General features: G+C 56.3%; 19 protein-coding genes and 1 tRNA gene. 7 read left to right on the top strand and 13 right to left on the bottom strand.

Going from position 1 to position 23,172, the window contains the following annotated elements; translation table 11 throughout:
• Window positions 1–40: 40 nt before the first annotated feature.
• From EXN68_RS11785 to EXN68_RS11765, 5 genes are all read right to left on the bottom strand, one after another.
• Window positions 41–1,333, bottom strand: a complete 1,293-nt coding sequence (locus EXN68_RS11785; RefSeq protein WP_046799372.1) for an ABC transporter substrate-binding protein — start codon at window positions 1,331–1,333, stop codon at window positions 41–43.
• A gap of 44 nt (window positions 1,334–1,377) precedes the next feature.
• A complete protein-coding gene (locus EXN68_RS11780; RefSeq protein WP_142840961.1) occupies window positions 1,378–2,199 on the bottom strand; it encodes a carbohydrate ABC transporter permease in 822 nt (273 codons plus the stop codon).
• Window positions 2,199–3,125, bottom strand: a complete 927-nt coding sequence (locus EXN68_RS11775) for a carbohydrate ABC transporter permease (RefSeq protein WP_142840960.1) — start codon at window positions 3,123–3,125, stop codon at window positions 2,199–2,201. Before EXN68_RS11775 ends, EXN68_RS11780 begins: the two co-directional genes overlap by 1 nt.
• Window positions 3,122–4,267: an ABC transporter ATP-binding protein gene (locus EXN68_RS11770; RefSeq protein ID WP_161991305.1), complete on the bottom strand. Its 1,146-nt coding sequence runs from the start codon at window positions 4,265–4,267 to the stop codon at window positions 3,122–3,124. Before EXN68_RS11770 ends, EXN68_RS11775 begins: the two co-directional genes overlap by 4 nt.
• Window positions 4,268–4,956: 689 nt before the next feature.
• Complete coding sequence (locus EXN68_RS11765) at window positions 4,957–6,876, bottom strand: nucleotide-binding protein (protein ID WP_142840959.1); 1,920 nt, start codon at window positions 6,874–6,876, stop codon at window positions 4,957–4,959.
• Window positions 6,877–7,182: 306 nt separating this feature from the next.
• Between EXN68_RS11765 and EXN68_RS11760 the strand changes: the two genes are divergently transcribed.
• The 3 genes from EXN68_RS11760 to EXN68_RS11750 all read left to right on the top strand — a co-directional run bounded on the left by EXN68_RS11760 (window position 7,183) and on the right by EXN68_RS11750 (window position 9,580).
• Window positions 7,183–8,247: a hypothetical protein gene (locus EXN68_RS11760; RefSeq protein WP_142840958.1), complete on the top strand. Its 1,065-nt coding sequence runs from the start codon at window positions 7,183–7,185 to the stop codon at window positions 8,245–8,247.
• 106 nt (window positions 8,248–8,353) lie between these two features.
• Window positions 8,354–8,917, top strand: a complete 564-nt coding sequence (locus tag EXN68_RS11755; protein WP_142840957.1) for a hypothetical protein — start codon at window positions 8,354–8,356, stop codon at window positions 8,915–8,917.
• Between the two features lie 156 nt (window positions 8,918–9,073).
• Window positions 9,074–9,580, top strand: a complete 507-nt coding sequence (locus tag EXN68_RS11750) for a recombinase family protein (protein ID WP_237681392.1) — start codon at window positions 9,074–9,076, stop codon at window positions 9,578–9,580.
• A gap of 23 nt (window positions 9,581–9,603) precedes the next feature.
• On the opposite strand, the gene EXN68_RS11745 is transcribed toward EXN68_RS11750, so the two are convergent.
• The 3 genes from EXN68_RS11745 to EXN68_RS11735 form a co-directional block, all read right to left on the bottom strand.
• The gene (locus EXN68_RS11745; RefSeq protein ID WP_142840956.1) at window positions 9,604–10,362 is read right to left on the bottom strand and encodes a PIN domain-containing protein; all 759 of its coding nucleotides are present in this window, start codon (window positions 10,360–10,362) and stop codon (window positions 9,604–9,606) included.
• Window positions 10,363–10,700: 338 nt separating this feature from the next.
• A complete protein-coding gene (locus EXN68_RS11740; RefSeq protein ID WP_142840955.1) occupies window positions 10,701–11,450 on the bottom strand; it encodes an abortive infection family protein in 750 nt (249 codons plus the stop codon).
• A gap of 60 nt (window positions 11,451–11,510) precedes the next feature.
• Complete coding sequence (locus tag EXN68_RS11735; RefSeq protein WP_142840954.1) at window positions 11,511–12,299, bottom strand: hypothetical protein; 789 nt, start codon at window positions 12,297–12,299, stop codon at window positions 11,511–11,513.
• Window positions 12,300–12,731: 432 nt separating this feature from the next.
• Here EXN68_RS11735 and EXN68_RS11730 point away from each other — a divergent pair, with 432 nt between their 5' ends.
• Window positions 12,732–13,361 carry a recombinase family protein gene (locus EXN68_RS11730; RefSeq protein ID WP_142840953.1) on the top strand — a complete coding sequence of 210 codons (630 nt, stop codon included), beginning with the start codon at window positions 12,732–12,734 and terminating at the stop codon, window positions 13,359–13,361.
• Between the two features lie 250 nt (window positions 13,362–13,611).
• Here the strand turns inward: EXN68_RS11730 and EXN68_RS11725 are convergent, their stop codons facing one another.
• Window positions 13,612–13,920 (bottom strand): hypothetical protein, encoded by a 309-nt coding sequence (locus EXN68_RS11725; RefSeq protein WP_142840952.1) that lies wholly within the window; start codon window positions 13,918–13,920, stop codon window positions 13,612–13,614.
• Between the two features lie 839 nt (window positions 13,921–14,759).
• Between EXN68_RS11725 and EXN68_RS11720 the strand changes: the two genes are divergently transcribed.
• A complete protein-coding gene (locus EXN68_RS11720; RefSeq protein ID WP_142840951.1) occupies window positions 14,760–15,248 on the top strand; it encodes a hypothetical protein in 489 nt (162 codons plus the stop codon).
• A 19-nt stretch (window positions 15,249–15,267) separates the two neighbouring features.
• On the top strand, window positions 15,268–16,500 hold the full coding sequence (locus tag EXN68_RS11715) for a hypothetical protein (RefSeq protein WP_142840950.1): 1,233 nt from the start codon (window positions 15,268–15,270) through the stop codon (window positions 16,498–16,500).
• A gap of 242 nt (window positions 16,501–16,742) precedes the next feature.
• Here the strand turns inward: EXN68_RS11715 and EXN68_RS11710 are convergent, their stop codons facing one another.
• The 4 genes from EXN68_RS11710 to EXN68_RS11690 all read right to left on the bottom strand — a co-directional run bounded on the left by EXN68_RS11710 (window position 16,743) and on the right by EXN68_RS11690 (window position 22,675).
• Complete coding sequence (locus tag EXN68_RS11710; RefSeq protein WP_237681391.1) at window positions 16,743–18,581, bottom strand: site-specific integrase; 1,839 nt, start codon at window positions 18,579–18,581, stop codon at window positions 16,743–16,745.
• A gap of 101 nt (window positions 18,582–18,682) precedes the next feature.
• Window positions 18,683–18,759, bottom strand: a tRNA-Arg gene (locus EXN68_RS11705).
• Between the two features lie 217 nt (window positions 18,760–18,976).
• Entirely contained in the window at window positions 18,977–20,395 is a 1,419-nt protein-coding gene (locus EXN68_RS11695) for a sensor histidine kinase (protein WP_161991331.1), read from the bottom strand.
• A 252-nt stretch (window positions 20,396–20,647) separates the two neighbouring features.
• Window positions 20,648–22,675, bottom strand: a complete 2,028-nt coding sequence (locus EXN68_RS11690; protein WP_142840948.1) for a methyl-accepting chemotaxis protein — start codon at window positions 22,673–22,675, stop codon at window positions 20,648–20,650.
• A gap of 353 nt (window positions 22,676–23,028) precedes the next feature.
• On the opposite strand from EXN68_RS11690, the gene rpmH reads away from it, so the two are divergent.
• Window positions 23,029–23,166 (top strand): 50S ribosomal protein L34, encoded by a 138-nt coding sequence (gene rpmH / locus EXN68_RS11685; RefSeq protein WP_003493611.1) that lies wholly within the window; start codon window positions 23,029–23,031, stop codon window positions 23,164–23,166.
• Window positions 23,167–23,172 lie beyond the last annotated feature (6 nt).

The following is a 23,172-nucleotide window of genomic DNA, read 5'->3' as shown; positions in this document are numbered from 1 at the left end:
GCGGGAACGGATTTCCCCGCAGCCTTCTCGATGGTTTTGCTTATTTCAGCAGGGCGTTGGTCTGCTCGACAACCTGCTTGAGACCGGCTTCCGGCGTCACTTCACCGCGCATGACGGTGCCGATGATATCGCGCTGGGTGCGCCAGATGCGGACGGAATCACCACCCGGATAACCGGCCCATGGCAGCGAACGGTCAGCCTGAAGCGAAGCGGTCTTCACATTCGGGTTCTCGACATAATAGGGAGCGAGGAAGTCCGGGCCGGTTGCCAGCTTGTTGGTCGGCAGGTAACCGGTGATGCGAACGATGGTGTTCTGCGCTTCCGGACCGGTGATCCACTTCAGATATTTCCAGGCAGCATCCTGCTTGGCTTTTTCCTGCGTCAGGATAACGGCAGAGTTGCCGCCGGTCGGCACGCCGCCCTTTTCCTTGTTGTCGAGCGGGAAGGTTGCCGTCTTCAGCTTGAAGCGATCGCCGACCAGGCCCTGGATCGTCTGAACGTGGGCCGGGGTCGAGAAGATGAAGCCGGTGAGGCCTGCACCGAACTGCTGGCGGGACTGATCCCAGTCGAGCAGGTTCTGACCACCTTCGGTGACGAACTGGCGAGCCATCTTCAGGGCGTTGAGGCCGATCTCATTGTCGAAGGCAACGGTCTTGGTCTTTTCGTCAACGAGCTTGCCACCCTGTTCGAACACCAGCGCCTGCCACAACCAGTCATCCGGCCAGCCGTTGATGTCGTAGCTCATGCCAGCAAACTTGGCATCGAGAGCCTTGATCTTCTTGGCGAGAGCGATGAGCTCCGGGAAGGTGGTCGGCATCTTGTCCGGGTCGCCGCCAGCCTTGGTGACGAGGTCGGCGTTGATGTAGATGATCGGCGAGGAAGCGTTGACCGGCAGGCCGTATTGCTTGCCGTCGATCTGGCCGAGAGCGGCCATCTTCGGGCTGTAGTTCTTGTCGAGGAAGGCCTGACCGCCTTCAGCCTGAATGAACGGGCCGAGATCGGTGATCTGGTTGCGCGGTGCGAGCGTGTGAACCAGTTCCGCCGTCAGGTTGTAACCCGAGAAATAAACATCAGGCAGATTGCCCGTGACGGCAGAGCGCAGAACCTGCTGCTGGCCTTCATTGTAGCCTGCGGCCGGGGCGAGGAAGTTGATCTTCACATCCGGGTTCTTCTTCATGAATTCATCGGCCAGCGGCTGATGGAACTTGGTGAAGCCCGGCAGGTTGTAGAGAACGTTGAGCGTGATTTCATTGGCCAGAGCCGGCTGTGCAAGGCCTGCAAAAGCCATGCCGAGGGCCAGACCGCTCACCACAGCGCGTCGGTTGAGTTTCATATCAGTCTCCAGAGAGGTTGGGAGGAGGAGGAGTGTGAACGGCGTCACTTGACGCCGGTCATGGTAATACCGGCGATGAAATGGCGACGTGCGAGGAGGAAGCACAGCACCATCGGCGCGGTAATCAGTGTGGCGCCCGCCATCAGCGCGCCGTAGTTCGCGCCGGATTCAACATCGGCGAAGAACATCATGCCAAGCGGCGGCGGGGCGAGATTGGTATCGGAGACCACGATCATCGGCCAATAGAGGTCGTTCCAGTGGGCAACGAGCGAGAAAACCGAGAAAGCGGCGAGCGAAGGCAGCGAGCCACGCAGGACGAGCCCCCAGCAAATTTCCATTTCCGAAAAACCATCCATGCGTGCCGCCTCGATGATTTCATCCGGGTAGCTGCGGAAGGACTGGTTGAACAGGAAGATGGCGAAGACCGAGAGGAAGAACGGCATCATCATCGCAAAATAGGTGTTGAGGAGCTGCGTTTTCGCCAGCCCGACGAAAAGCGGCAGCGCCAGCGCCTGGATGGGAACGCAGAGTGCGGCGATGACGAGGCCCAGGAGCAGCTTGCGGCCCGGAAACCGGAGCTTCGCCAGCGCATAGGCCGCCGGAACCGAGGTCAGCACCTGAACAATAAGAATGCCGACGCAGACGATGACGCCATTCAGCATGAAGCGCGCCATCGGTACCTGCCCCGCCGCCCGGGCATAGTTTTCCACCGCGTCGAATTTTTCGGGAATCGGCCAGAGCGAGACGTTGAATATTTCCGCCGGTGAGCGGATCGACGTCAGCATCATCCAGTAGAACGGCAAGAGCATCACGAATGCGCCGAGCGCCAGCACCAGATGCGGGAAATATTTGCGGAGAGCGGCCATCAGTAATGCACCTTCCGGTCCATATGCAGCGTCTGGCCTATCGACAGGACCAGCACGATCGCGAGGAAGATAATGGTCAGCGCCGCCGCATAACCGGTGTTGGAATATTCGAAACCCTCAAGATAAAGATCGAACAGCAGGGTTTCCGAACCGAAACGGCCCTTGGTCAGCACGGCGACCGTCTCGAATACCTTGAAGGCCGAGATGGAGGTGGTGACCACCACGAACATGGTCGTTGGCCCAAGCATCGGCCATGTCACCGTCAGGAACCGGTCTATGGGGTTCTTTGCACCGTCCAGCCGCGCTGCCTCATGCAGATCCTTCGAAATGGCGGTAAGGCCGGCAAGGAACAGCACCATGTTGAAGCCCAGAACCTGCCAGATGCCGATCAGCGCCATGGTGGGAATGAGAAGGACGGGATTGGAAAGGAAAGCGACGGGTTCGAAACCCAGCCATTTGATCGCGGCATTCACCGGGCCGAGCGAGGGGTGCAGCAGGAATTGCCACACGGTCGCCATGGCGACGAGCGTTGCAGTGACGGGCAGAAAATAGGCGACTTCCCAGAAGGCGCGGCTGCGCTTGCGATTATAAACGAGCAGGGCCACGCCAAGCGCCAGAAACACACCGAAGGGGATGACTATGACCGCGTAGATGGCCGTGTTTGCCAGCGCGCGCAGGAACACCGGATCCTGAAACGCCTTGGCGAAGTTGCCGAGGCCGACGAAACGCATGGAGAGCGCGCCGAGCTGGTAATCCGTGACGGAAAAACCGGCGAGAACCAGCATCGGAACAATATAGATGGCCAGAAGCAGCAGGCTTGCCGGGGCGGCGAACATCAGGCCGCGCCAGATCATCCGCCGGTCCGCCTTCGACAGGCGTGGACGGGATTTGGCACGCACAATCGTGGAAGCATCTACAACCGTCATGCCGGCACCCGCTCACGCACCGTCGTCTTGCGGCGCAGGCCATCGGCGGCAAAAAGATGAGCGCGTTCCGGAGCAAAACCGAGGTTCAGCACGCCATGCGCATCGGCCTCCAGTGCTTCGCCCGCACCCTGACGCAGGGTGATCGCAACCGTCTCGTCGCTGAGAAGACGGCAGCTGACGAAGCGATCCGCCCCGTGGGTTTCGCTGCGGACCACGCGCACGGCAAAACCTTCGGCACCCGGACGCAGATCTTCGGCGCGCAGGCCAAGGGTGGCCGGGCCGGCGTCGCGAGCTACGGTGTCGATGCCCAGATCACGACCGAAAGCGCTGATCTTGCCGAGTGTATCGATTTCGACCGGCAGCAGGTTGATGGAAGGCGTGCCAATGAAGCGCGCGACGGTCAGCGTTGCAGGCTTCCGGTAAAGCTCATCCGGCGTACCGAGCTGCTCGATGCGGCCTTCCGACATCAACGCGATGCGGTCGGACATGGTCATGGCTTCAATCTGGTCGTGGGTGACGTAGATGAAGGTTGCACCCAGCCGCCGATGCAGCCCGGCAAGCTCCTCGCGCATATGGGCGCGCAGCTTGGCATCGAGGTTGGAAAGCGGCTCGTCCATCAGGAATGCGGCAGGCGAGCGCACCAGCGCCCGGGCGAGCGCAACACGCTGGCGCTGGCCACCGGAAAGCTGCGCCGGCTTGCGGTCCAGCAGATGCGCGATCTGCAGGGTCTCGGCCGCCTGCTCAACGGCGGCGTCGATCTCGCGCAACGTTTCGGCTGGCGCCATCATGCGTCCGATCAGCGGCAGGCGCGCGGCAAACGGCAGACGCCGCATGCGCAGCGGCGTCGCGATGTTCTGGCGGACATTCATATGGGGGTAAAGCGCGTAGGACTGAAACACCATCGCCAGATTGCGATCGCTCGGATCGATCTCCGTCACGTCCTGCCCGCCGATCGACACTGAACCGCGATCCGGCGTTTCCAGCCCGGCAATGATGCGCAGCAGCGTGGACTTGCCGCAGCCAGACATGCCGACGAGGGACAAAAACTCTCCGGGACGGATGGAGAGATCGATCTCTTTCAGAACATCGTCAGCCCCGAAGCCTTTGCCGATTCCTGAAAGCTCAAGTGATTGTGGCGTCATTCTGCGCTCCTTTTCTGAAGCGCATATGCTTATATTGTATGACAATATGACGAAGGTTTGCGGAAAGTTCGGTGACATCAAAAAGCCCGGCAAACCCGGCTCGCCGCCAGGCCTTGTAGTACAGGCTTTCACCAAAACCACTAATATTTAGGGGTTTATTCCCAAATACGCAAAGCTGGCGTTTTTCGGCTTAAAACCGCCTCGGAGTGTGCAGTTCCTAAAGCTATGGCGAGAATCACAAGCACCCGAATTTTGGCTGAAATCTTTCCGCTGCCGCCATACCGTGCCTCAATCGCAGAGGCGACGCAGTCGTGATTTATCGGGGTCGAACCCGCAAACTGTGTTCTCTTCCAGCATGGCTTTTACTCTGGGCCACTGGTGGGCCAGAGACTTCGGCACATATTCGAGTGATCCGGAATTTGTTGGGCTCACGGAGCCTCGTCGCCGATACAGGATGGGGAGCGCATGCGGCCAAACTATACGGATAAGGCCGCGCCACAACAACGATTGGCTTATGTCTTGTCGACAGTTTTATGGGAAGAGAAATGGCGCACCCGAAGAGAAACGCCAACACGCCCTGTAAGTCGCTGAAATTCATCGCCAATTAGACAAGCCGATGAGGTCGCGTGTACCACTTAGAGGGAGTATGTGCAAGGGATACATTCTCTCGCAGTCGATCAACTAGCGATTCAGGAAATTGCCCTTATGGCTGGCTTCCTCGTCCAACTGACGGGAGTTTCCTCATAGTCCAACTCAATTCCCCTAATTGTTTGGCCGTCCTCGCTAATGGCCAAAAGAACCTTTCTCTCCCTTCCCAATCCTAAAATCCCGGATGGCAAATCGGGTGTTTCTCTTGATATTGTCCCCTCCATAGACGAGCCAAACCTTCGTAATTTGATGGTTATCTGGACGCGTTCCTTAACGAGATGTTTTGCAATTAAGCCAAGACCGGCACGGGTCGTTTCGCGAAAGAATTCTAATGATCCTACATAATCCGCCAAACCATCCCTTTTTAATGCGAGCAAGCCGTCCGGGGTCATCCATTCGTCTTCTATCTCGTGTCCTTCAAAAGCGATGGCCCTCTGGCCTACTGCCCGCCTACTTTTTTGTCGAGCTATGCTCTTGGCAAGTAACGTTTCTTTTGCGGTGGCTTCATTCGTCATTGCTTCTTGCAGAGTAGATAGCGCCGCAACCACCATTTTGTCGTGATCTGGCTGAATGAGTGCCGTCTCTGCCTGTGCACGGGCTTCATCAAAGAATCCAGCTCCTAGGAAGAGATTTGCTAGGTTTCCGTCCGCAATTGTTGCCCCTTTTTTCGATGCCTCCCTGTATGCATTAACGGCCATACTACGGAGCTGGTGGCGGTTATACGCAACACCGAGGTTGTTCCATGCGGCCCCGCTTCGTTCTGAGACAGGGATGGCATCATAATGAAGAAGTGCCAGCTCACTTTGGTTAGTCTCTGAGTAATCGTAAGCTAGCTTAAACCGCGAATGAATATCATCGGGCTGCGCCCCCAGAAGCATCTCCATAAGGGTCTTTGAAATTTCCTCAAAGCCTGCTGCTTTTGCTAGCGTGTGAACCGCCCTTAGATACCGAACCTTGTCATCGTGGTTGCTCCTTGGGAGCGAGTTCAGTTTTGTGAGATATGTGAGAACCTGACCTTGAAGATTCGAAGTGCTGTGAATCGCTACTGCGCGATTTACAATTTTGCATACCAACTTCATGCTGTCAGCGTTTTCTAGGGCTTCGTCTAACAGAGTGCCCGCCTGCTCGGGGTCACCGTAATGCTCGATAAAGCGAGAGAGTACCTCTTTGATGCGCGAGCTATCTGCAAAGCGCTCGCTGTTAGACCGAACCAGATTTAGGTTCCCTGTCTGACCAGAGGATAGGATGGCGTACTCCTTCCATGCCTCCCAATAAGCCTTCGACTCTTCGGTCTGAGAGTGCGCTGTTTCGTGGAAAGCATCGTCAATTTGAGCGGCTTCAGCGTCATTTTTGGTCAGGCGGGCTAGGAGGTATCTCCACTCAAACTCTCCCAAGGTCCACTCGCTCTTAGGCGTACTCACGAGCGGTCTACTGTCCTTTGTCTCGGCTGCGTACTCCTTAGGCTCTTCCTTTACGTCAGTGGCATCACCTCTCGGAATAGTGCCTAATTTGGATATCGTCCTTTTGATCTTTGCACACGCCGGGCCCAGTGCAGCTTCTGGATTGTCAGCTAGCAAATTTAAATCGTAAGTCTCAGGAAATATGCCGGTGAGGTCGGTTGGAAGATTAAGGTCTACACCGCGAGGACTGATCAAAAAGGTGCGTTTTCGGCCTAAGCGCCCAATGAAAAGTCCAAGCTCAAAAATGATGTTGTCCCTCACAGCCTTGTACGTTTGGCCGCGCTTGATGGACACGTCGTTCTCTTCGGGGGCACAAATCAGCACCGCAAAGTCAATCTTTTCTAGCGAAACTTCAAGCGACTCCAGAGGGGAGTGTGTCGGCTCGAACGTGCCCTGTGTCCACACTATTGGGCTAACGTCATAATCAAGAAGGCTTTGGACGGTCTCTGCCAGCTTTTTATGCTCGACTGATGACCCAATGAATACGCTTGGTTTCGCCATTTCTGTTCCATCTTCAACCTAGAGATTTGGCTAAGAGTAACTTGCCACTCCTCCAAACACATCCCATAGGCGTGGTAAGCCACAGCTTTCTATGAGGTCTCGGTGGTTGCTGTGGCGGCTCCAACCCTTCGCTTACAATTGGCATAAGTTTAGCCAATTTGTACCTAATTTGTTCCAACTGGTTGGCCAAGCGTTCCTATATGTTCTGCATTTGTATTGCGTCAAATTTTTCTTTAAGTGAGAATATGCTAACTTGATTGCGAATGATTCCATCAACCTGCGAGTTGGCTACTAGCGAGGCATGGCATGAACCAAAGTGTCAAACGCGTCTTTGAAGAAAAGCCTGAATACCTCAAATCGGATTTTCTCGATCACATTAGGCAGATTGGCCTGCCTACAACTTGGCGACACATCACGAATGAGGAGCCACCAAGAGACGGGGTTGATGTAATTCTTCAAGATTTTGTCATATCGCGGGACATCATTGCTTCTCAAGGCTACGCGACCTGTCCCATTTGTAGTCCCATTAAACCCAAGTACGTCAAGGGTCATCTGCTCTACTCTAGAGAATCAAAGGCGTTGTATGCAGTTGGCCATTGTTGTGGTCACGGTTTCTTTGGGGAGGGGTCTCTCGCAAAGGCTCTTAATAAAAACTCCGATGCTCAGCGGAGACGGGAGGCGGAGCGGTTCATTGAGGCGAACTGGCGAGCGCCTTTTCACTTCACCAAGTACTGGGCGACCCTTAAGCAGTCGGTGCGTGACCTTGATGCGGTACTGAAGGCTATACGCGTTGGCTTGCGACCCAGCGCCTGCCGAGACATTCATAGGGCTACAAGGGATGGTGGCTACCTTAAAATCAGAGAGCGCATCGATACCGCCCTAGAAGACGGCCCAGCCGGGATGCGGTCAGCCGAGCGGCTATTCGGCGAAAGGCCAGTCCAAGGTATCACCATATTGCGTGGTGGCAGTCGAGGGCCGCTGTCAACCGAGGCACCTCTCTCCAACCTAGCCGCAGCATTCTCGCATATATCGTGGGAAACAGAGAATGACGCGATTTTGTGGCTATGCGAACAGGTTGACCGTGACGTATTTCTACTAAAAGACTTCATTGAAGAAGCGTTTGAAGGGGTGGCGCAGGCGCTCGCAGATATCGATAACCTGTTACTTTTTCTTCAGCCTGAAAACTTGAAGCTGATCGGAGATTGGTCGCTGACGTCTCAAGGTTTTCGAGCCTCAGTCTCAATTGAAAACGAGGATGGACGTATAACTATATTTCGTGGTGGAAGGCGTCATCGCACCTTCAATACACCACCTAGCCTCTTAAACGCGCCAAGGAGTTTGCCGCCCAAACGGCTACCAAGCCAAAGTTAGGTAAGGCCACGTCGCAGAGGTACACCACTTTAGGGCGGCCCGTCTGTGGTTTGGCACTCCGGAAGTCAAGAGGTCTGTGCAGGGCAGCAATTACGGAGAAACTCGTTTGGACGCCAAGACCTTTTTTGACACCGTGGCACGGCCCAATATTACGGCGTTTATCCAACACGATGGGGACTATCGTCTCGCTGTTAACGCTGCGCTCAGCCTCGATTCCGCCTACGGCATAATCTTTGAGGAGCTGCGGGAAGAGAATCACGCATTCCTTGACAAGCTTGGCCGCAAACAAACAGAACTGAAGGACAACCATTTCAAAGACCACTTTGCAGCCTTGTGCCCTGAGTTTGAAATCCTGAGGGATGTCGCTTATTCGTTAAAGCATGGGCGCTTATCGGCCCGCAGGGCTCGCATGGTGTATTCTGCGCAAGATGTCTCAAGCGAGGCTCTCGTGTGCGGGCTGCTTTCCTGCGGAGACCGTCTAGGTGCCACATCTGTTTTCATATCTTTAGCAGGCGGTGAGCTTGAACGGGCTTGGCCCCTTTTTCGCCGCGCTGAGCTATTCACAGATGAGCTCCTTGGGGACTTGGGATTAGGCCCCCTCGCGTGTCCCGTTCCGGAATATCATGCGTCAGCACCTCTCCGCGTCTCCTCGCAGCCTGACGTGTGCTGAGGCTGGGGCTCAACTTCAGGCCAACTGCCCGACTACACTAGGGGTCAGACATGTGAGAGGTAATACGTGCCAGCGGCGGCGAGCGTTTCCCCCCGGTGGCCCTAAGGGCTCCCTCAAAGCGGCGAAGCGTCCCACCCCCTGTCCTGTTTCGGCAACATGGGCTGCACTGGGGATGGCGACGGACCCGAGTTCGCAAAAGCCTTGGCGCTTGCCCGTAAGGAGAAAGCTGAGGTGTTAGTGGCGAAGCTCGACCGCCTTAGCCGTGACGTTGCAGTCATCGCCCAGACAATGAAGCAGGCCACTAGCCGGGTAGCCTGCATGCCCCATGCCGATAACTTCCAGCTTCACATTTACGCCGCGCTTGCTGAGCAGAAGCGGGAATTCATCTCCAAACGCACCAAGGCCGCGCTTAACGTTGCCAGAGATCGTGGCGTTAAGCTGGGTGGTCTGAGAGACAAGACGATGCGGCGGAATGCCGCCATTCAGGCTAAGGCCAAAAAGGAGGCCGAAAAGCTCATGAAAATGATTGGCCCAATGCGCCAATGCGGCAAGTCTCTAGGCGCTATCGCTCAAGCGCTAAATGAAACGAGCGTGCCTACATCAAAAGGGGGGCTCTTGGACCGCCATGCAGGTGAGCCGAGTGCTGGACCGTGGGCGGCCTAGATGGGCTTCAAAGCGTTTTGCGCTTAGCTCCACCCTAACCCCTCATCAAAGCCAACATTAGCTTTCGCAAAGCGGTAGCCCTTCCACATAAATTTAGCCGCACCGAAAACGCCGAATTTGGGGACCACGTGCATCAATAGCTGTTCGGGTGTCGTGATGGTCACTGACGTTTTAATCTTTGACCGCTCCACCACTTTCTTTAGCTTGTAGTCCATAGTCAAAAAGTAATCAATTTCAGCCTTTTCGGCGCACCAAATGTGATAGGCATCAAGGGCTTGGTTCAAGTTTAGCGGTTTGTCATTACCTTGAAACGCCCCCGTTAACTTTGAAAGCTCCCTGTAGCGCGGGTGGTTGATGCTGCTGACGAAATCAAGAGAATGCTGCTTGAACTTCTTGCCCCCACCAAGGATGGTGCGGCTTGGTCGCGGAACCGGATCGGAGACCCAATCAACGGGACATCCAAAGAAGTGCCCCGAGGCGCTGGCCATTCCGGGCAAACCCCACGTTTCCAAGTCAACTTCGCTATGTATATGGAAGCTTAGCCAATTTGAAATCCCCGCGTAGGCAACCATACTTAGAAGCAAGGCGTCTCGCCTCTGGCCGTCATTTTTTATCTTGTTGATCTCGTTTATCGTATATGGTTCATGTACGATCGTCTCAAATGTCGTATGGCCCCAGTTCAAAGTGTGTTTCGCAGGGCGGTACACGTGTTTCTTTGCCGCAGAGAACTTGAAAATATTTGTGTCAACAAAGACGCTGGCTACAGGTTTCGTTCTGCTCATTTCTTTCCACTGCGATGTTTAAGAGTATTCAGGTCAAGGCCTACGAATGTGCTGGGAGCCCCACTTTAGGTGGTAACAGCATGGTCCTCACGTGGCCACCAGTTCCCAACAAGCCACCCCGGCAGTACCGTTTCAATAGAGGCTTTGGCAGAATACAGCTCACGCCAGAGGCTACGCTTGACGACAACATTCCGTTTTTAACTGCTCGACTAGAAAATGGGTCACATATCTGAGAGGGGTAACTACGGAGAGCGCGGACGATCTTCCCCCCGCGGTGCCTTTCGGCTTCACCGTTTGGGTCCGTATGCCGTCGGTCAGGCGTCACCGATAGGGTGATACTAGGCAAGGTGGGTCTCCACAAGAAAGGTTGCTACCGCTCCGGCTATGTTTACTGCGAGGCTCGCATGGCGGGAGGATGGCCGAACAGGTAGCTTGCCGCCTCGCCCATGTGCATCGGAAAGCCTATTCCTTAAGGTTCCTATACCGTTTACCACAGTCATGGCACCTCCAAGAATAGCCTTGATTGGCTCCTCCGAGTGTTGGCTTGGTGCGAGATTAAGGGCCTTTGCAGTCATCGCATAGAGTTTCGGAAGGTCTTCCGTGTCAATGTAGATAACCTCTCGCTCATCTAGGATGCGCTTACAGACGGTCTCCAGAAGCGTTCTGGCAATCGTGATGGCACCTTCGGGGTCCGAGGCTCGCCTTGAGAGTGCTTTACTCCAGACTACGTGCACGCCTTCGGCATCAAAGGTCTCCAACGCATCTGACATCTCCGTATCGCTAGGTGCCTTCGCTTTCCCCTCTAGGTAATCCATCAGCGGTGTGAAGGCTTCGCTAATTATCTTCCGGCGTTCGGCATATGTGCCTGCCTCGTATTTTATCCATCCCCAGAAGGCCGACAAGTTGCGGTACGAGCGAACAAACGCTGGCAACATTCCCTTGAGCTCATCACGTTGCATGAAGTCCCGGCGAAGTCTTTCATAAGCAGCGCCGTCACCAGAGCCACCAGTAGCGGTATCCACTAGAATGCCCTCTAGCATCGTGGCACGCTCCACGAGGTCCTGCGGTAAGTCTAACTCGTCAAACATACGTATGTGGTCCTCCTTGAAAGAGCCTTGAGGATGGCCAGCGAGTTGATCGACGCCGTCCTAATTCTTGCCGGTATCTACGCCCAAGGATTGTCCAGAAATGGCAACCCATTCGTTAGCACTCAGTTCCCGGAAAGCTGGCAGGTTGCTGACCGGCCTTCCGAAGGTGCCGCCACGTCTGTAGTTTGTGTAGAACGCAAACCCTGTTTCAAACTTCCGATCAAATATATCTGCGTATACAATCCGTCCGACCACCACTAGACACTCGCTCGGATCAAACCTTTGCCGGGCATATTCCTCAAGCAAATCCTCTCCTAGGGTTGGCTCTGCATTTACGGTAAGCTGGGAGTTTCCGCCGAGGGCTGGCCACGCCTTCATCTCATAGTTTCCCAAGACCGCGCTTTGTGAGATTTTGCCGTAAGGTACTTTCTTGATATCGACACCCACCGCGAAGAATTTCGCTGGCGTAGAGCCAGTATTTTTGCAGTAAAGAATCGGCCTGCTACCTTTTCCGAACGTTACTTTATCAACATGAACATATGCGCGGATACTAGCTTGATCTCGTTCCTGAGTTGCCTTTTCAGTTTCGCGGCTGTGACGGATCGCATTCTCGGTTTGTTTTAGTGACCCCCAAAGTGCCAGAAGAGTCAGTACGCCTATCGCGCCTGATACCACTGCGGCACATACGGCCCAAGCAGCATACTCTGCCATATCTTGTTGCGCCTGAAGATCAGCCTCTGCACGCTGCTCTCCACGTATATCCGTCAACGTTGCCTCACTCGGACTATATTGAAAAGCGTTCGCCAGCGGAGGGGCGATGAGAAAAAATAGAAAAATGACTAGCCGCATTCAGTTCATCATCCCGTTTGACCATACGGGCAGACAATGCGTGCCCAGTGAAGCTTTTTGCTAGGAGCGTATCGGTGGCTGTCCAAAGCTTCTCTCATCCCATATGAGGCAGAAGCCAGAAATAGTCCCGGGCGGGTGTACTGTGGGCAACCGGAACGACTTCCAAACTCATGCTAATACAGCATTTTACGAACTTATAGCCGCGCCTTCGAGCGCTTCTGTAAATTTGTGTGCAAGACGTTACTCCGGCTAAACCATCCTCTCAATCCCGCCACGTTGATAGTACAGTCCAATAGAGCTCTGCTTCGAAAAGGTATGCTCAAAGCGAATCGACGTTAGAACCTCGAAATGCCGCTTCGATAAATATCATTGACGACATAAATCGAAGCATGAGATACCGAAGCATGCAAAACGAAGCAAGGAGCTTTCCGCATGTTTATTCGGGCATACCTTCGAGCCTCCACCAAGGAGCAAGACGCCAGCCGCGCAAAGGCGGACCTCCAGCATTTCGTTGATGAAAGGAGTCTGAAGATAGCTGCCACCTACACAGAGAACGAAAGCGGGGCTTCCTTGAAGCGTCCTGAGCTCTTCCGCCTCCTCAGCGATTGCCAACCGGGAGACGTGCTGCTGGTAGAGCAGGTCGACCGCCTGAGCCGCCTCAATGCCGACGATTGGGAAAAGCTAAAGGCAGAGATTGCCGCCAAGCGTGTCCGCGTGGTCGCCTTAGACCTCCCAACCTCTCATCAATTGGCCCGAGCAGGCAGCGATGAATTCTCTGCACGGATGCTTGATGCGATCAACGGGATGATGCTTGACATGCTAGCCGCCATCGCCCGCAAGGACTACGAAGATCGCCGCAGGAGGCAGGCACAGGGCATCCAAAGCGCCAAAGAGCGTGGAGCCTTCAAGGGACGACCAGAAGACGAGAGGCGTAATGCTGCGCTTATCGAAATGCTCAAGGGCGGACAGACTTGGGCAAGCATTGTGGCGGCAACTGGGGTCTCAACCTCAACCCTATCACGTCTGGCAAAGCGCATCAGGGAGGGCGAAACTCACCCGTGAAGATGACTTTAAGGCTCGGCTCGGGCCTTCGCCACCTTCTGGCCCCAAGGTGAACAGCTTGCCACTTGCGTAACACTCAGCCTACATATCGAAAGGTCGCCCGTGCGCGTGTCAAATCGCACTACACCCCGCGCAGTGCTCTCAGCACGGTATCGACCGTCTGCAAGATCACCGAATAGCGTGCCACCTAAAAGGCCTAGAACAGCACCCACTGCAAGCAGAAATATGGGCCTAACATGGTTTGTAAACATCACGGTAACACGTCCCCTTCCGAGGTCTGGCAAGCCCTTTCTATCTCAGCAATGGTCGCATTCTGCTTTTCTGTGACTGCGACACAGGCCATGAGCTCTTTTTCCGCCTTTTTGGCCTGTTGATTAGCATCGCGTTGGCAACGGTCGAATGACCATCCACTCTGATACTCTTTGACGCAGGCCTCGCGGTATCTGACTTCGCGAGCTATGGTGGCCCTTTCTTCCCACTTATCGGCAAAGCCATGGAAGATTATGGTAGCGACTGCCCCAATTACGACACCTAGAAAAGCTGAGCTTAGTTCCATCACGACATCCCCGTGAGGCATCGCCTGCGGTTCGCCCCCGCAAGCATAACCTCCATGACCCATGATCGGGGAGTTGGAAAACCGAGCACAGCCGGTCCCTGAGGCCTTTAGTTCGGAGAACCTGGACATACGCCAAAGGCTCCCCGACCAAAGAAGGTCAAGGATCGGCATCCTTCCGGCGAATGCCATACCGCTGTGCACGAGGTTTCCACGCCCCGGAGCGCCGCGTCTGCGCTCAAAACTTTGTTAGCAGAGTTAATCGATCGAGGTCTAGCGGGCTCTGGAAATTTGCAGCCGAAGATACCAAATAAAATCTACCGTTGATTTTGACGGTGAATTTAAAAGGAATAGTAGGTGACCTCTCCACGTGGTGTGAGTTTCACACTTAACCACGGAAGTGGTCTGCAAGCGTCCCGCCTTATCGGGGGCCACTAAAGGACAACAGTGGTGGGGGTCTAGCAGTGCAGCGTCCCGCTCGAAGCCGTCCAGCGTGCTGAAGGCCTCATTGACAGCAAGGCAGGCCGCTTGGAGATGGGCGATTTGGAGCTCACGGACATCCTGAAGTCGGACTACTTTTTCGCCTGACAAAAAGTTAGCTGACATTATTGAAGAGAACTTGCATATTTTGCCGTTTCAATTGCCGCTTACGAAATAACTCGTTCCATCACAGACGGCTAATCGAAGCACGCTCCTCTCAGATCACATCAGTCCTCAGCTTACTCGGTGGCCCGCCTTTGAGCAGCCCTGAGAGCAAGACCACGCGCCTGCCTTACATCTCCATCAAGGAGCAAGCATCAGGCATCTATCCAATTTCCCACCACCAAACGAAAAGGACACATCAGGTGAGCAACGAATATAAGCTATTCTTCTCTGTGGCAGGCACCCCCGGAAAGACGGGATTCCCGCAGCACGTCTGGGCCGCATACCTCGAAGACCCAGATGGTAAGCAGGTATGGAGCAACACTGTTCACAAGCCCTCCCTGCTGGACGGGGATCAAAGCTCAGCGCTGTACGCAGCCATTGGGGCCGCGCTTGAGAGTATTCCAAGCGGATACACTCTCCTGTTGTTCGCGCCACAGGACGAGATTCGCTGGGTCTATTCCGTGTCACGTGAACAGCGCCGTGCGAATAGGTATCGTGCCTCCAATCGGAGGGAGAGACCCAATGCCCACCTCATTAGACCGCTTGATGATCTAGCAGAACAACTCGGTGTCACGCTAACCGCCCGCCAACCAGTGCTCGACCACGAGTTCGATATGCTGGAGGTGGCCCGGAGGGACGCCAGCGCAAGGTGGACCGATGCATGCCAAGCTTTAGGCAACAAGTTCTAGCTACAAGGGGACAACACTTTTGACCTTCTTTGTTCCCACTCCAAAGCCCGGCCCGCCGCCGCTCTACTTCGACCCTTGGCTGACTGCATCGGGGGCCGCGCTCATCAACGTCAGCGCTGAGGTGTTCGCCTTGCTCCCTACCCCCGAGATCACGCCGGGACGCAAACCCAGAGCCGACGCGGTGCACAGGCGGCTGGCTTGCCTACGGAGCCTACTGTCCAACCTAGCGGTGCTGGCCCTCAAGTCGGGAACCCACTGTGCCCTTGCGGTTTCTCTCCGAGTCGAAAAGAGGTCCCGTTACGATTGCCCTCTTTACCACATTGCTGTGCTCTCCGACATGCTCAAGGGCCTCCAAGCCGCTGGAATGGTGTCTGTTGTGCAGGGAGCCGCAAGGCGAACCAGAACCTATGTTACACCCACGCCGCGCCTTGAGGCTGTGCTTGCAGGGCATGGAGCAACGCTTCAGGATGTTGGACGGCTGGCTGGAGGGGAGACGCTTCTCCTCCGCTCTACTGAGCCTGAGGACGGCGATGAGGCGTTTGTGGAGTATGTTGACACAGCCGCCACCATGGCGATGCGCCGGGGCATGGAGGCCATCAACGAGACGATCAATGCAGCGGACATTCGCTTCGGTGGGAAACCAATAGCGCCCACTCATCTCGTTAGAATGTTTCAGGGGGACTTCCAGCACCATGGGCGGATGTATCGGGGGGTCTGGCAATCGCTTCCCAAACGTGAGCGGCACCGGCTCAGCATCAACGGCGAAGCAGTGGCGGACCTTGATTTCAGCGCAATGTTCCTCCAGCTCGCCTACCTGAGGCAGGGCGTTGAGATGCCGCGTGGCGACCCCTATGCAATCCCTGAGCTATCCGGGTGCAGGGGAGCGGTGAAGCGGTTAGTCGCCTCTCTCCTTGCTCGGAAAGGTCCGGCTCGAAGACTGCCCCCGGGGCTCAAGGAGCAGTTGCCGGAAGGCTGGACCATGAGGCGGTTTGAGCATGCAGCTTGCTTGAAGCACCCTGCAATCGTGGAGCTCTTCGGAAAGGGGCTCAGTCTGGAGTTCATGTTCACAGAGAGCCGCATCATGGTTGCCGTCCTGCTGGGCCTCGCAGCAAAGGGGATTGCGGGTTTGCCGATGCATGACGGCCTGATGGTAGCTGTCAGCCATAAGGAAACAGCCATTGGGATGATGCAGCAGGTTAGCTTTGAAGTGCTCGGCAAAGCGCTGCCAATTGCAGAGAAACCAATTAGTTAGGCGGCACCACAAAATAACTCGTTCTATATGCCCTACATGTATCTCCTCTAGAATATGCCTCCGAGGAGTTTGGACCCCTTCATCATTCACAGTCCCTTTGAGCAGACTCATCGAGTTTGCTTATTGCTGGTCACCTTGAGGTCTAGCCTACAAGTGTCCAACGGAGAGCTCCCATGAAGCCGCCACCAAGGGAATAGTGATGATGGGGGTCTAATAACAGCAAGGCCGCACACCCCAAAGGCTCAGCTCCCTGCACCAGCTTCAAGCCGCTTCAACGCGGCAACGGACTTGGGCACAGGTATACGGTCAATCGCTTCGTGTAGCGCCTTCAGCCCGAACCCGGAGCCATACCCTCTGCCAACGCCGCCATTTCCGGCATGCCCCGTGAGGCAGTCATGAAGCTCTTCCGTAAGGCCAGCATCGCGGGCCAGCCGCTTGAAGGTGTGGCGGAAGGAATGAAACACAATCCGCTTATCCTCGATGCCGATGGTCTTGCGCAAATATCTTCCGAAGAACTTAGTGTAGGCCGTGGCGGAATAGAAGCCGTCCGCTGATCGGATGTCGGGCCAGAGGCTGTCTGTGTTTTTCGTTCCCTTACCGACGAGACCATCACGGTAGCGCAACAGGCCAAGGCGAATGAGTTCACCATGCAGCGGGACTTGGCGGCGGGAGCTTGCTGTCTTGATCGACCTTCCGCCATCTGTGCCTATGTCCATAAACCAGATGCCGCTCTCAGGGTCTTGCCTGATGTCAGCAATTCGAAGCTGCGCTATCTCGTTGAGCCGTGCCCCTGTGAGGAGGCCGATAAGTGGAAACCAGAATGCTGCCTCCCCACCGCCGCCCAATGGCCGCTTGCCGCCTGTGAAAATGGGGGCTGCAAAAAGAGCGCTAAGCTGGCTCTCGGAGAAGGGCATACGCTGGGTGGTCTCATGGCGCTGGTCGATGACGATGTTGAGATTTCGGAACGAATTGACGAAACCCGCCACATTATCCATTTCCCCGTCCCGCTCTGCTGCCCCCACGATGGCCGCTAGAAGATTCAAGCTCTTGTTGACCGTAGCAGCATGGGCCGGGGCGTGATCCGCGCCTATAGACTCCACAAGCCGTCTGAGAGGCATTCCCCGTTGTTTGGCAGTGAGGCGCGTCGGCAGGCGGGAAAGCGCATCGCGGAACTCACGCGCCTTAGGCTTGTCGATTTCTCCCAAGGCCAGATCACCGTGCCACTGCGTGAAATACCTCACCGCCCGCTCAGCCTCTGTGACAGTATTGGGGGACGGCTGCTTACCTCCCCGTGCTTGAGACCCATTTTTCCATTTTGTGAACGCCTCCGATAGTCGGGGACCTTTCGCAGCTACCACCGGGGCGATGGCCGGTGTCGGCACCACGTCACCCTCTTGCCGCTTCCTCAAGAGCTCGTAAGCTTTCACGTGACCACTGAGCACCGCCAGCCCAGCACTCCGATAAAACGGCGATGATGGGTCTATCGGTATGCCAGACGCCCTGAGGTAGGCGTGAAGCTCCGCTTTGACGATTCCCGGCTGACGCTTGGCGTTGGCTTGCCGGTAGTCAGCCAGTAACATCTCGATAACTTCGCCTTTTGCTTCAAGGTGGCCCTCAGCCATCCCGAGTTCACCAAACAGCGGGTCTTCAAGGTCTGGCCACTGGGCCCGTTCCTCAGGGGTCTGTAACTGGCGGCGGGGGTCACCCTCCTCCCGCTCTTCCTCATCCTCGGCAAGGATACCCGCTATAATGCTGGTCTCTATCTTTTCAGAGCTGGGCAAGGACCGCTCAACCACGGTATCGTCACCACCCGCATGCATCAAGTGGACCGCAAGCTCCAACAAATCGGTCACCCGTGCGGCTTCGCTGAGGTCTCTACGTTTGGCTAGTCGGTGATCGGTGGTCGCAAGGGACTTGGTAAGCTCCCGCTTGAAGCATCCAGTGTCGGGATTGATTAGCTCACCGAACGTCGCCTTGAGTGACAAGGGGCATGGCTTTCCCGCCAAGCTTGATGGAAGCCTCTTGCGAAACTCATAGATGCCGCTGCCTTTGCGACGTTGCATATAGGTGAGCCCTGTCATCGAGTGGCCATCCCTTGCGTGCCCCTGTTGTGTACCAGACGGCTTGCGCTAAGGTCCTGAGACCATAGATGTTTTGGCGTTTCAATGCATTAGGAAAATGATGGCGCACCCGAAGAGATTCGAACTCCTGACCCCCAGATTCGTAGTCTGGTGCTCTATCCAGCTGAGCTACGGGTGCGTGCCGTTCCGGTCGTTTCCGGTGGCGTGGCGATCCTCTAAAACGTCCTCATTCCGATTGCAAGCGATTTCGTTTCGAAATTGTCATTTTTCCGCAGCAATTCATTTATGCCATTGATTACAAACGAAATTCCATAGGGACCGTTTTTTCAGCGGCGCACACTGCCCTTTTTACAGGAGGCGCGCCGATGGCTGAGGGTCGTTGACTGAGGGGATTTTCAGGCGGTTCTGGCCGCCTGCACAGTGGCAGCGCGGTCAGCGATCTCGATGCGGAACTGCGTGCCCGGGCCGGGCTTCTCGACAAGCGCTATGGTGCCGCCATGGGCAAGCACCAGTTCGCGGGCAATGACGAGACCGAGGCCGGTGCCGCCGGAGCGGGCCGACCCGCGGAAAGCGGAGAACAGGTTCTCTTTTGCTTTACGTGGCATTCCCGGTCCGTTGTCGTCGATGACGATGCTGACGACACTGCCGGCCCTTTGAGCAGCAATGGACAGATGTCGCGGCGCGGCATTTGTCGCATCGGATTGCAGGGCCTGAACGGCGTTGCGACAGAGATTGTGGATCACCCGGAACAGTTGCTCGGCATCCGCGTCGACGGTCAGATCGGTGGGGACACTGTCATGAAACTCGATGCCGCTCTCCGGCTCGAGCGCCAGAATATCGCGTACATCCCGAACCAGAAGGCTCAAATGAACCGTCTTGCGTTTCGGCGCACCCTCCGTTGCCTGCCCATAGGCCAGAACTTCACCCGTATAGGCCACGGCGCGGTCAATGGTGCGCAGCAGTTTCGGAGCGAAACTGCGGACCATCGGGTCCTTGGCATCCACCAGACGGTCGGACATGAGCTGCGCGGATGAGAGGATATTGCGCATGTCGTGGTTGATCTTGGAAACGGCAAGGCCGAGATCGACCAGGTTCTTCTGTTGCTTTAGCGTTTTCTGCAATTCCGTCTGCATGTCGGCGAGGTGACGGCCAGCAACCGACAGTTCGTCGGTGCCTTCTTCCGGCACGAAGATACGCTCCGGATTGCCCGGATCTTCCGAGAAATGCTGCATGCCGAGCGTCAGCCGCCGTATGGGCCGGATCATGATGCGGTTGATGGAGATAAAGATGAGGCCGGCGGTGACGAGTGACAGGACGATGGAGATCAGGAACACATTGCGGGCATAGGCGAGCATGGCGGCCCGCAGCTTGTATTCGCCGAGCACCAGCTCGATGATGGTGTCACTGTCGCCGACGACATCGAAAACGCGGATGACGCGGTTGCCGCCGAACAGCAATGTGGAAAACGCATCCCGAACCGCCGCCAGCTGCGAAACATCGGAAAGATCATATTGCTCGTCCACCCCGGGCGGGGTTTCCGCCACCGCCAGCAGGCGCGACGTGCCGTCCTTGCGCAGCGCAATCAGCTTTGCCCCGGTTGCCATCAGCGTGTCGTTCTGCACGCTTCGTGGCAATTCGGCCTGCAGGCCGTCGATCACAGCGCCGGCGGCAGCCGCCGTGTTCAGGCGGTCCCGCAGCCATGAAAGACGCATATTGGCGACGGAGGGCACAAAGATCAGCACTTCGGCGATCATCACGAAAATGACCGTGAGCAACAGCAGCCGCCCCGAAAGACCAGCGGTCAACCCCGGCATGCAGTGCACCGGATTGTCCTCCGTGCGGTCCAAGCTGTCTACGCCTTTAGATAACACCTGGCCCTGATCCTATGCGCGCCGCCGCTTCGGTTGAACGGCTCGGTTTATATGCACGCATGATAATAGGACCTAACTGACATTTTTCCAATGCACTGCAAAATAAACGTTTTCATCGTCGCAAAAAAACAAACGCCGCCCGAAGGCGGCGTTCTAACTGTAGCGGGTCTTACGGGAAACCGCAGACCGGCGTTCTCAGAATTCCTGCCAGTCGCCATGCGCCGGCGCGGCGGCCGGCTGCGTATTGAGGGCGCGGCTGACGCTGTTCATCAACTTGCGGGCCGGAGAGGCTACAGCTGCCGCTCTGCCGGATACCGCCACAGGCCGCATCGGCTGCTCGATCCGGGTGCGGAGCGGAGCATCCTCAGCGCCGACCTTGAAGCGCGACACAAGGGTCACGAGATGTCCCGCTTCATTGCTGAGCTTGTGGGTTGCGGCCGAAGTTTCTTCCACCATGGCGGCATTGCGCTGCGTCACCTGGTCCATCTGGTTGATCGCCGTGTTGACCTCGTGCAAGCCGGTGGACTGTTCCCGCGCCGCCGTGGCAATCGAATGGATGTGGTCATTGATCGCGAGAACACGGGTCTCGATCTCGTTCAAGGCGCTACCGGTTTTCTGCACCAGCGATACACCGCGTCCCACTTCCTGGCCGGATTTGGTGATCAGCGCCTTGATGTCCTTTGCGGCGGTTGCGGAACGCTGCGCCAGTTCGCGCACTTCCTGGGCGACGACGGCGAAGCCCTTGCCCGCCTCGCCGGCGCGGGCGGCTTCGACGCCCGCATTCAGCGCCAGAAGGTTGGTCTGGAAAGCGATCTCGTCAATGACGTTGATGATCTGGCTGATTTCACGCGAAGCGTGCTCGATGCGATCCATGGCGGAGACGGCATCGCGCACGACATTGGCGGATTCTTCCGTCTTCTGCTTGGTCTCGGCCACCATGGTGCTGGCTTCCTGCGCACGATCGGTGGAATTGCGAACAACGGCGGTAATCTCGTCCAGAGCGGCGGAGGTCTCTTCCAGCGCTGCGGCCTGCTGTTCCGTCCGCTTCGACAGGTCGTCGGCCGCAGAGCGCAACTCGTTTGCGTTGCCGCTGATGCCTTCCGTGCTGCTACGCACCTCGTGCATGGTTTCGCGCAACTTGGATAGCGTCTCGTTGACGTTGGCCTGAAGTTCGGCAAACACGCCGCGGAACTCACCGTCCATCTTCTCCGTCAGGTCACCGCGCGCCAGACCTTCGATGACACGGCTGGTCTCGGAGACGCCATTGTCGACGCCGGTGAGCAGCGCGTTGATCGTTGCAGCGAAACGGTTGAGGTTTTCGTCGCCGTAATCCTTGTTGATGCGGCGGCTGAAATCGCCTCCCGCAGCCGCATCGACGACGATGGCCATGCCGGCCTGAAGATCGTCGCTCTTGGCGCGCATAGCAGTTTCCTGCACGTTCATGCGGCGCATTTCGAGGCCGTTCTTCTTGAAGACTTCAACGGCTGCGGCCATTTCACCGATTTCATCGTTACGGCCAAGATAGGGCACATCCGCGTCCAGATTTCCGTCCGCCACGGCGTTCATCACTTCCGAAACACTGCGGATGGGCGCACTCAGCTGTCGCGTACCGATATAAAGACCGAAGGCCGCGCCGGCCAATATGCCGCTGCCGGTGACGATGATGACCAGCCAGAATGTCGTCGTTACAAAACCATCGATGCCGGCTTCGACGGCCTCAAGTTCGGCAATGTCATTCTGGACGACGGCATCGATATCCGCCTGATAGGCTTTGCGGTTGGCCCGGTTCGCATCGTTGTTGCCCTGCAGATTGGCCGCCTGTGGGCTGGCCTCGCGGGCAAGCCGCGCGGTTTCCAGGCGGAACGCCTTGAATTCCTTGAAGCGGCTGGCGAGGTTATCAAAGGCCGCCTTCTGTTCCGCCGGAACGAGAGGGGTCCATGTGCCGATCAGCTTTTCCATGGCGTCGAGGTTCTTGACGATGCCATCCGCGAAGGGTGCGGCCTTTGTTATATCGGGGGCGGCATATACGCCGCGCGCCTCCATCACGACCGCGGTGACCAACCGGTTAAGCGCCTCGCCCTTATAGGCGCGCTCCGCGGCCTTTTCATATGCGACCGTACGCACCCGGAATTCGCTGACCGCATAGATGGACAGTCCACCGATGGTACAGGCCACGAGGCTCATCAGCCCGACAAGAAGATTGATACGACCGCGAATTCTCAATTTCGTTCCCCCAAACACAAGCCAGCCGCACGATGAAAAACAGGAAGCTGGCATAACTTTTCGCATCACAACATTTATCAATGCTGCGTTAAGAAAGAATTTCGGATTTTATCGATTGCGCGTTGGAATCAATCTCTATCGACAGTCGGCGAAGGAGAAGGCGGTGCGTTTTCCGCAAAAGGTGAACCGCGAAAACCCCTTCGGCAATTGACTTTGTTCGGCCTATGCCCTTATAAGCCGCGCACGCTCGGCCATTGAAAGCTCGCCCAGGCGGGGTTAGCCGTGCAAAAAACGAAACGCTCTTGCAAATAATTGCAAATTCAAGAAGGGCCGCACACCGCGGTATTAAATAAATGTCGAAGCGTACCTACCAACCGTCCAAGCTTGTTCGCAAGCGTCGTCATGGTTTCCGTGCCCGCATGGCTACTGCTGGCGGCCGCAAGGTTCTCGCAGCCCGCCGTGCGCGCGGCCGCGCACGTCTGTCGGCTTAATTGCCG

The sequence above is a fragment of the Martinezella rhizogenes genome, assembly GCF_007002745.1.
Classification (GTDB): domain Bacteria; phylum Pseudomonadota; class Alphaproteobacteria; order Rhizobiales; family Rhizobiaceae; genus Agrobacterium; species Agrobacterium cucumeris.
Note: the sequence above shows the minus strand (reverse complement) of the source record. Positions and strands in the feature narration are given on the sequence as shown.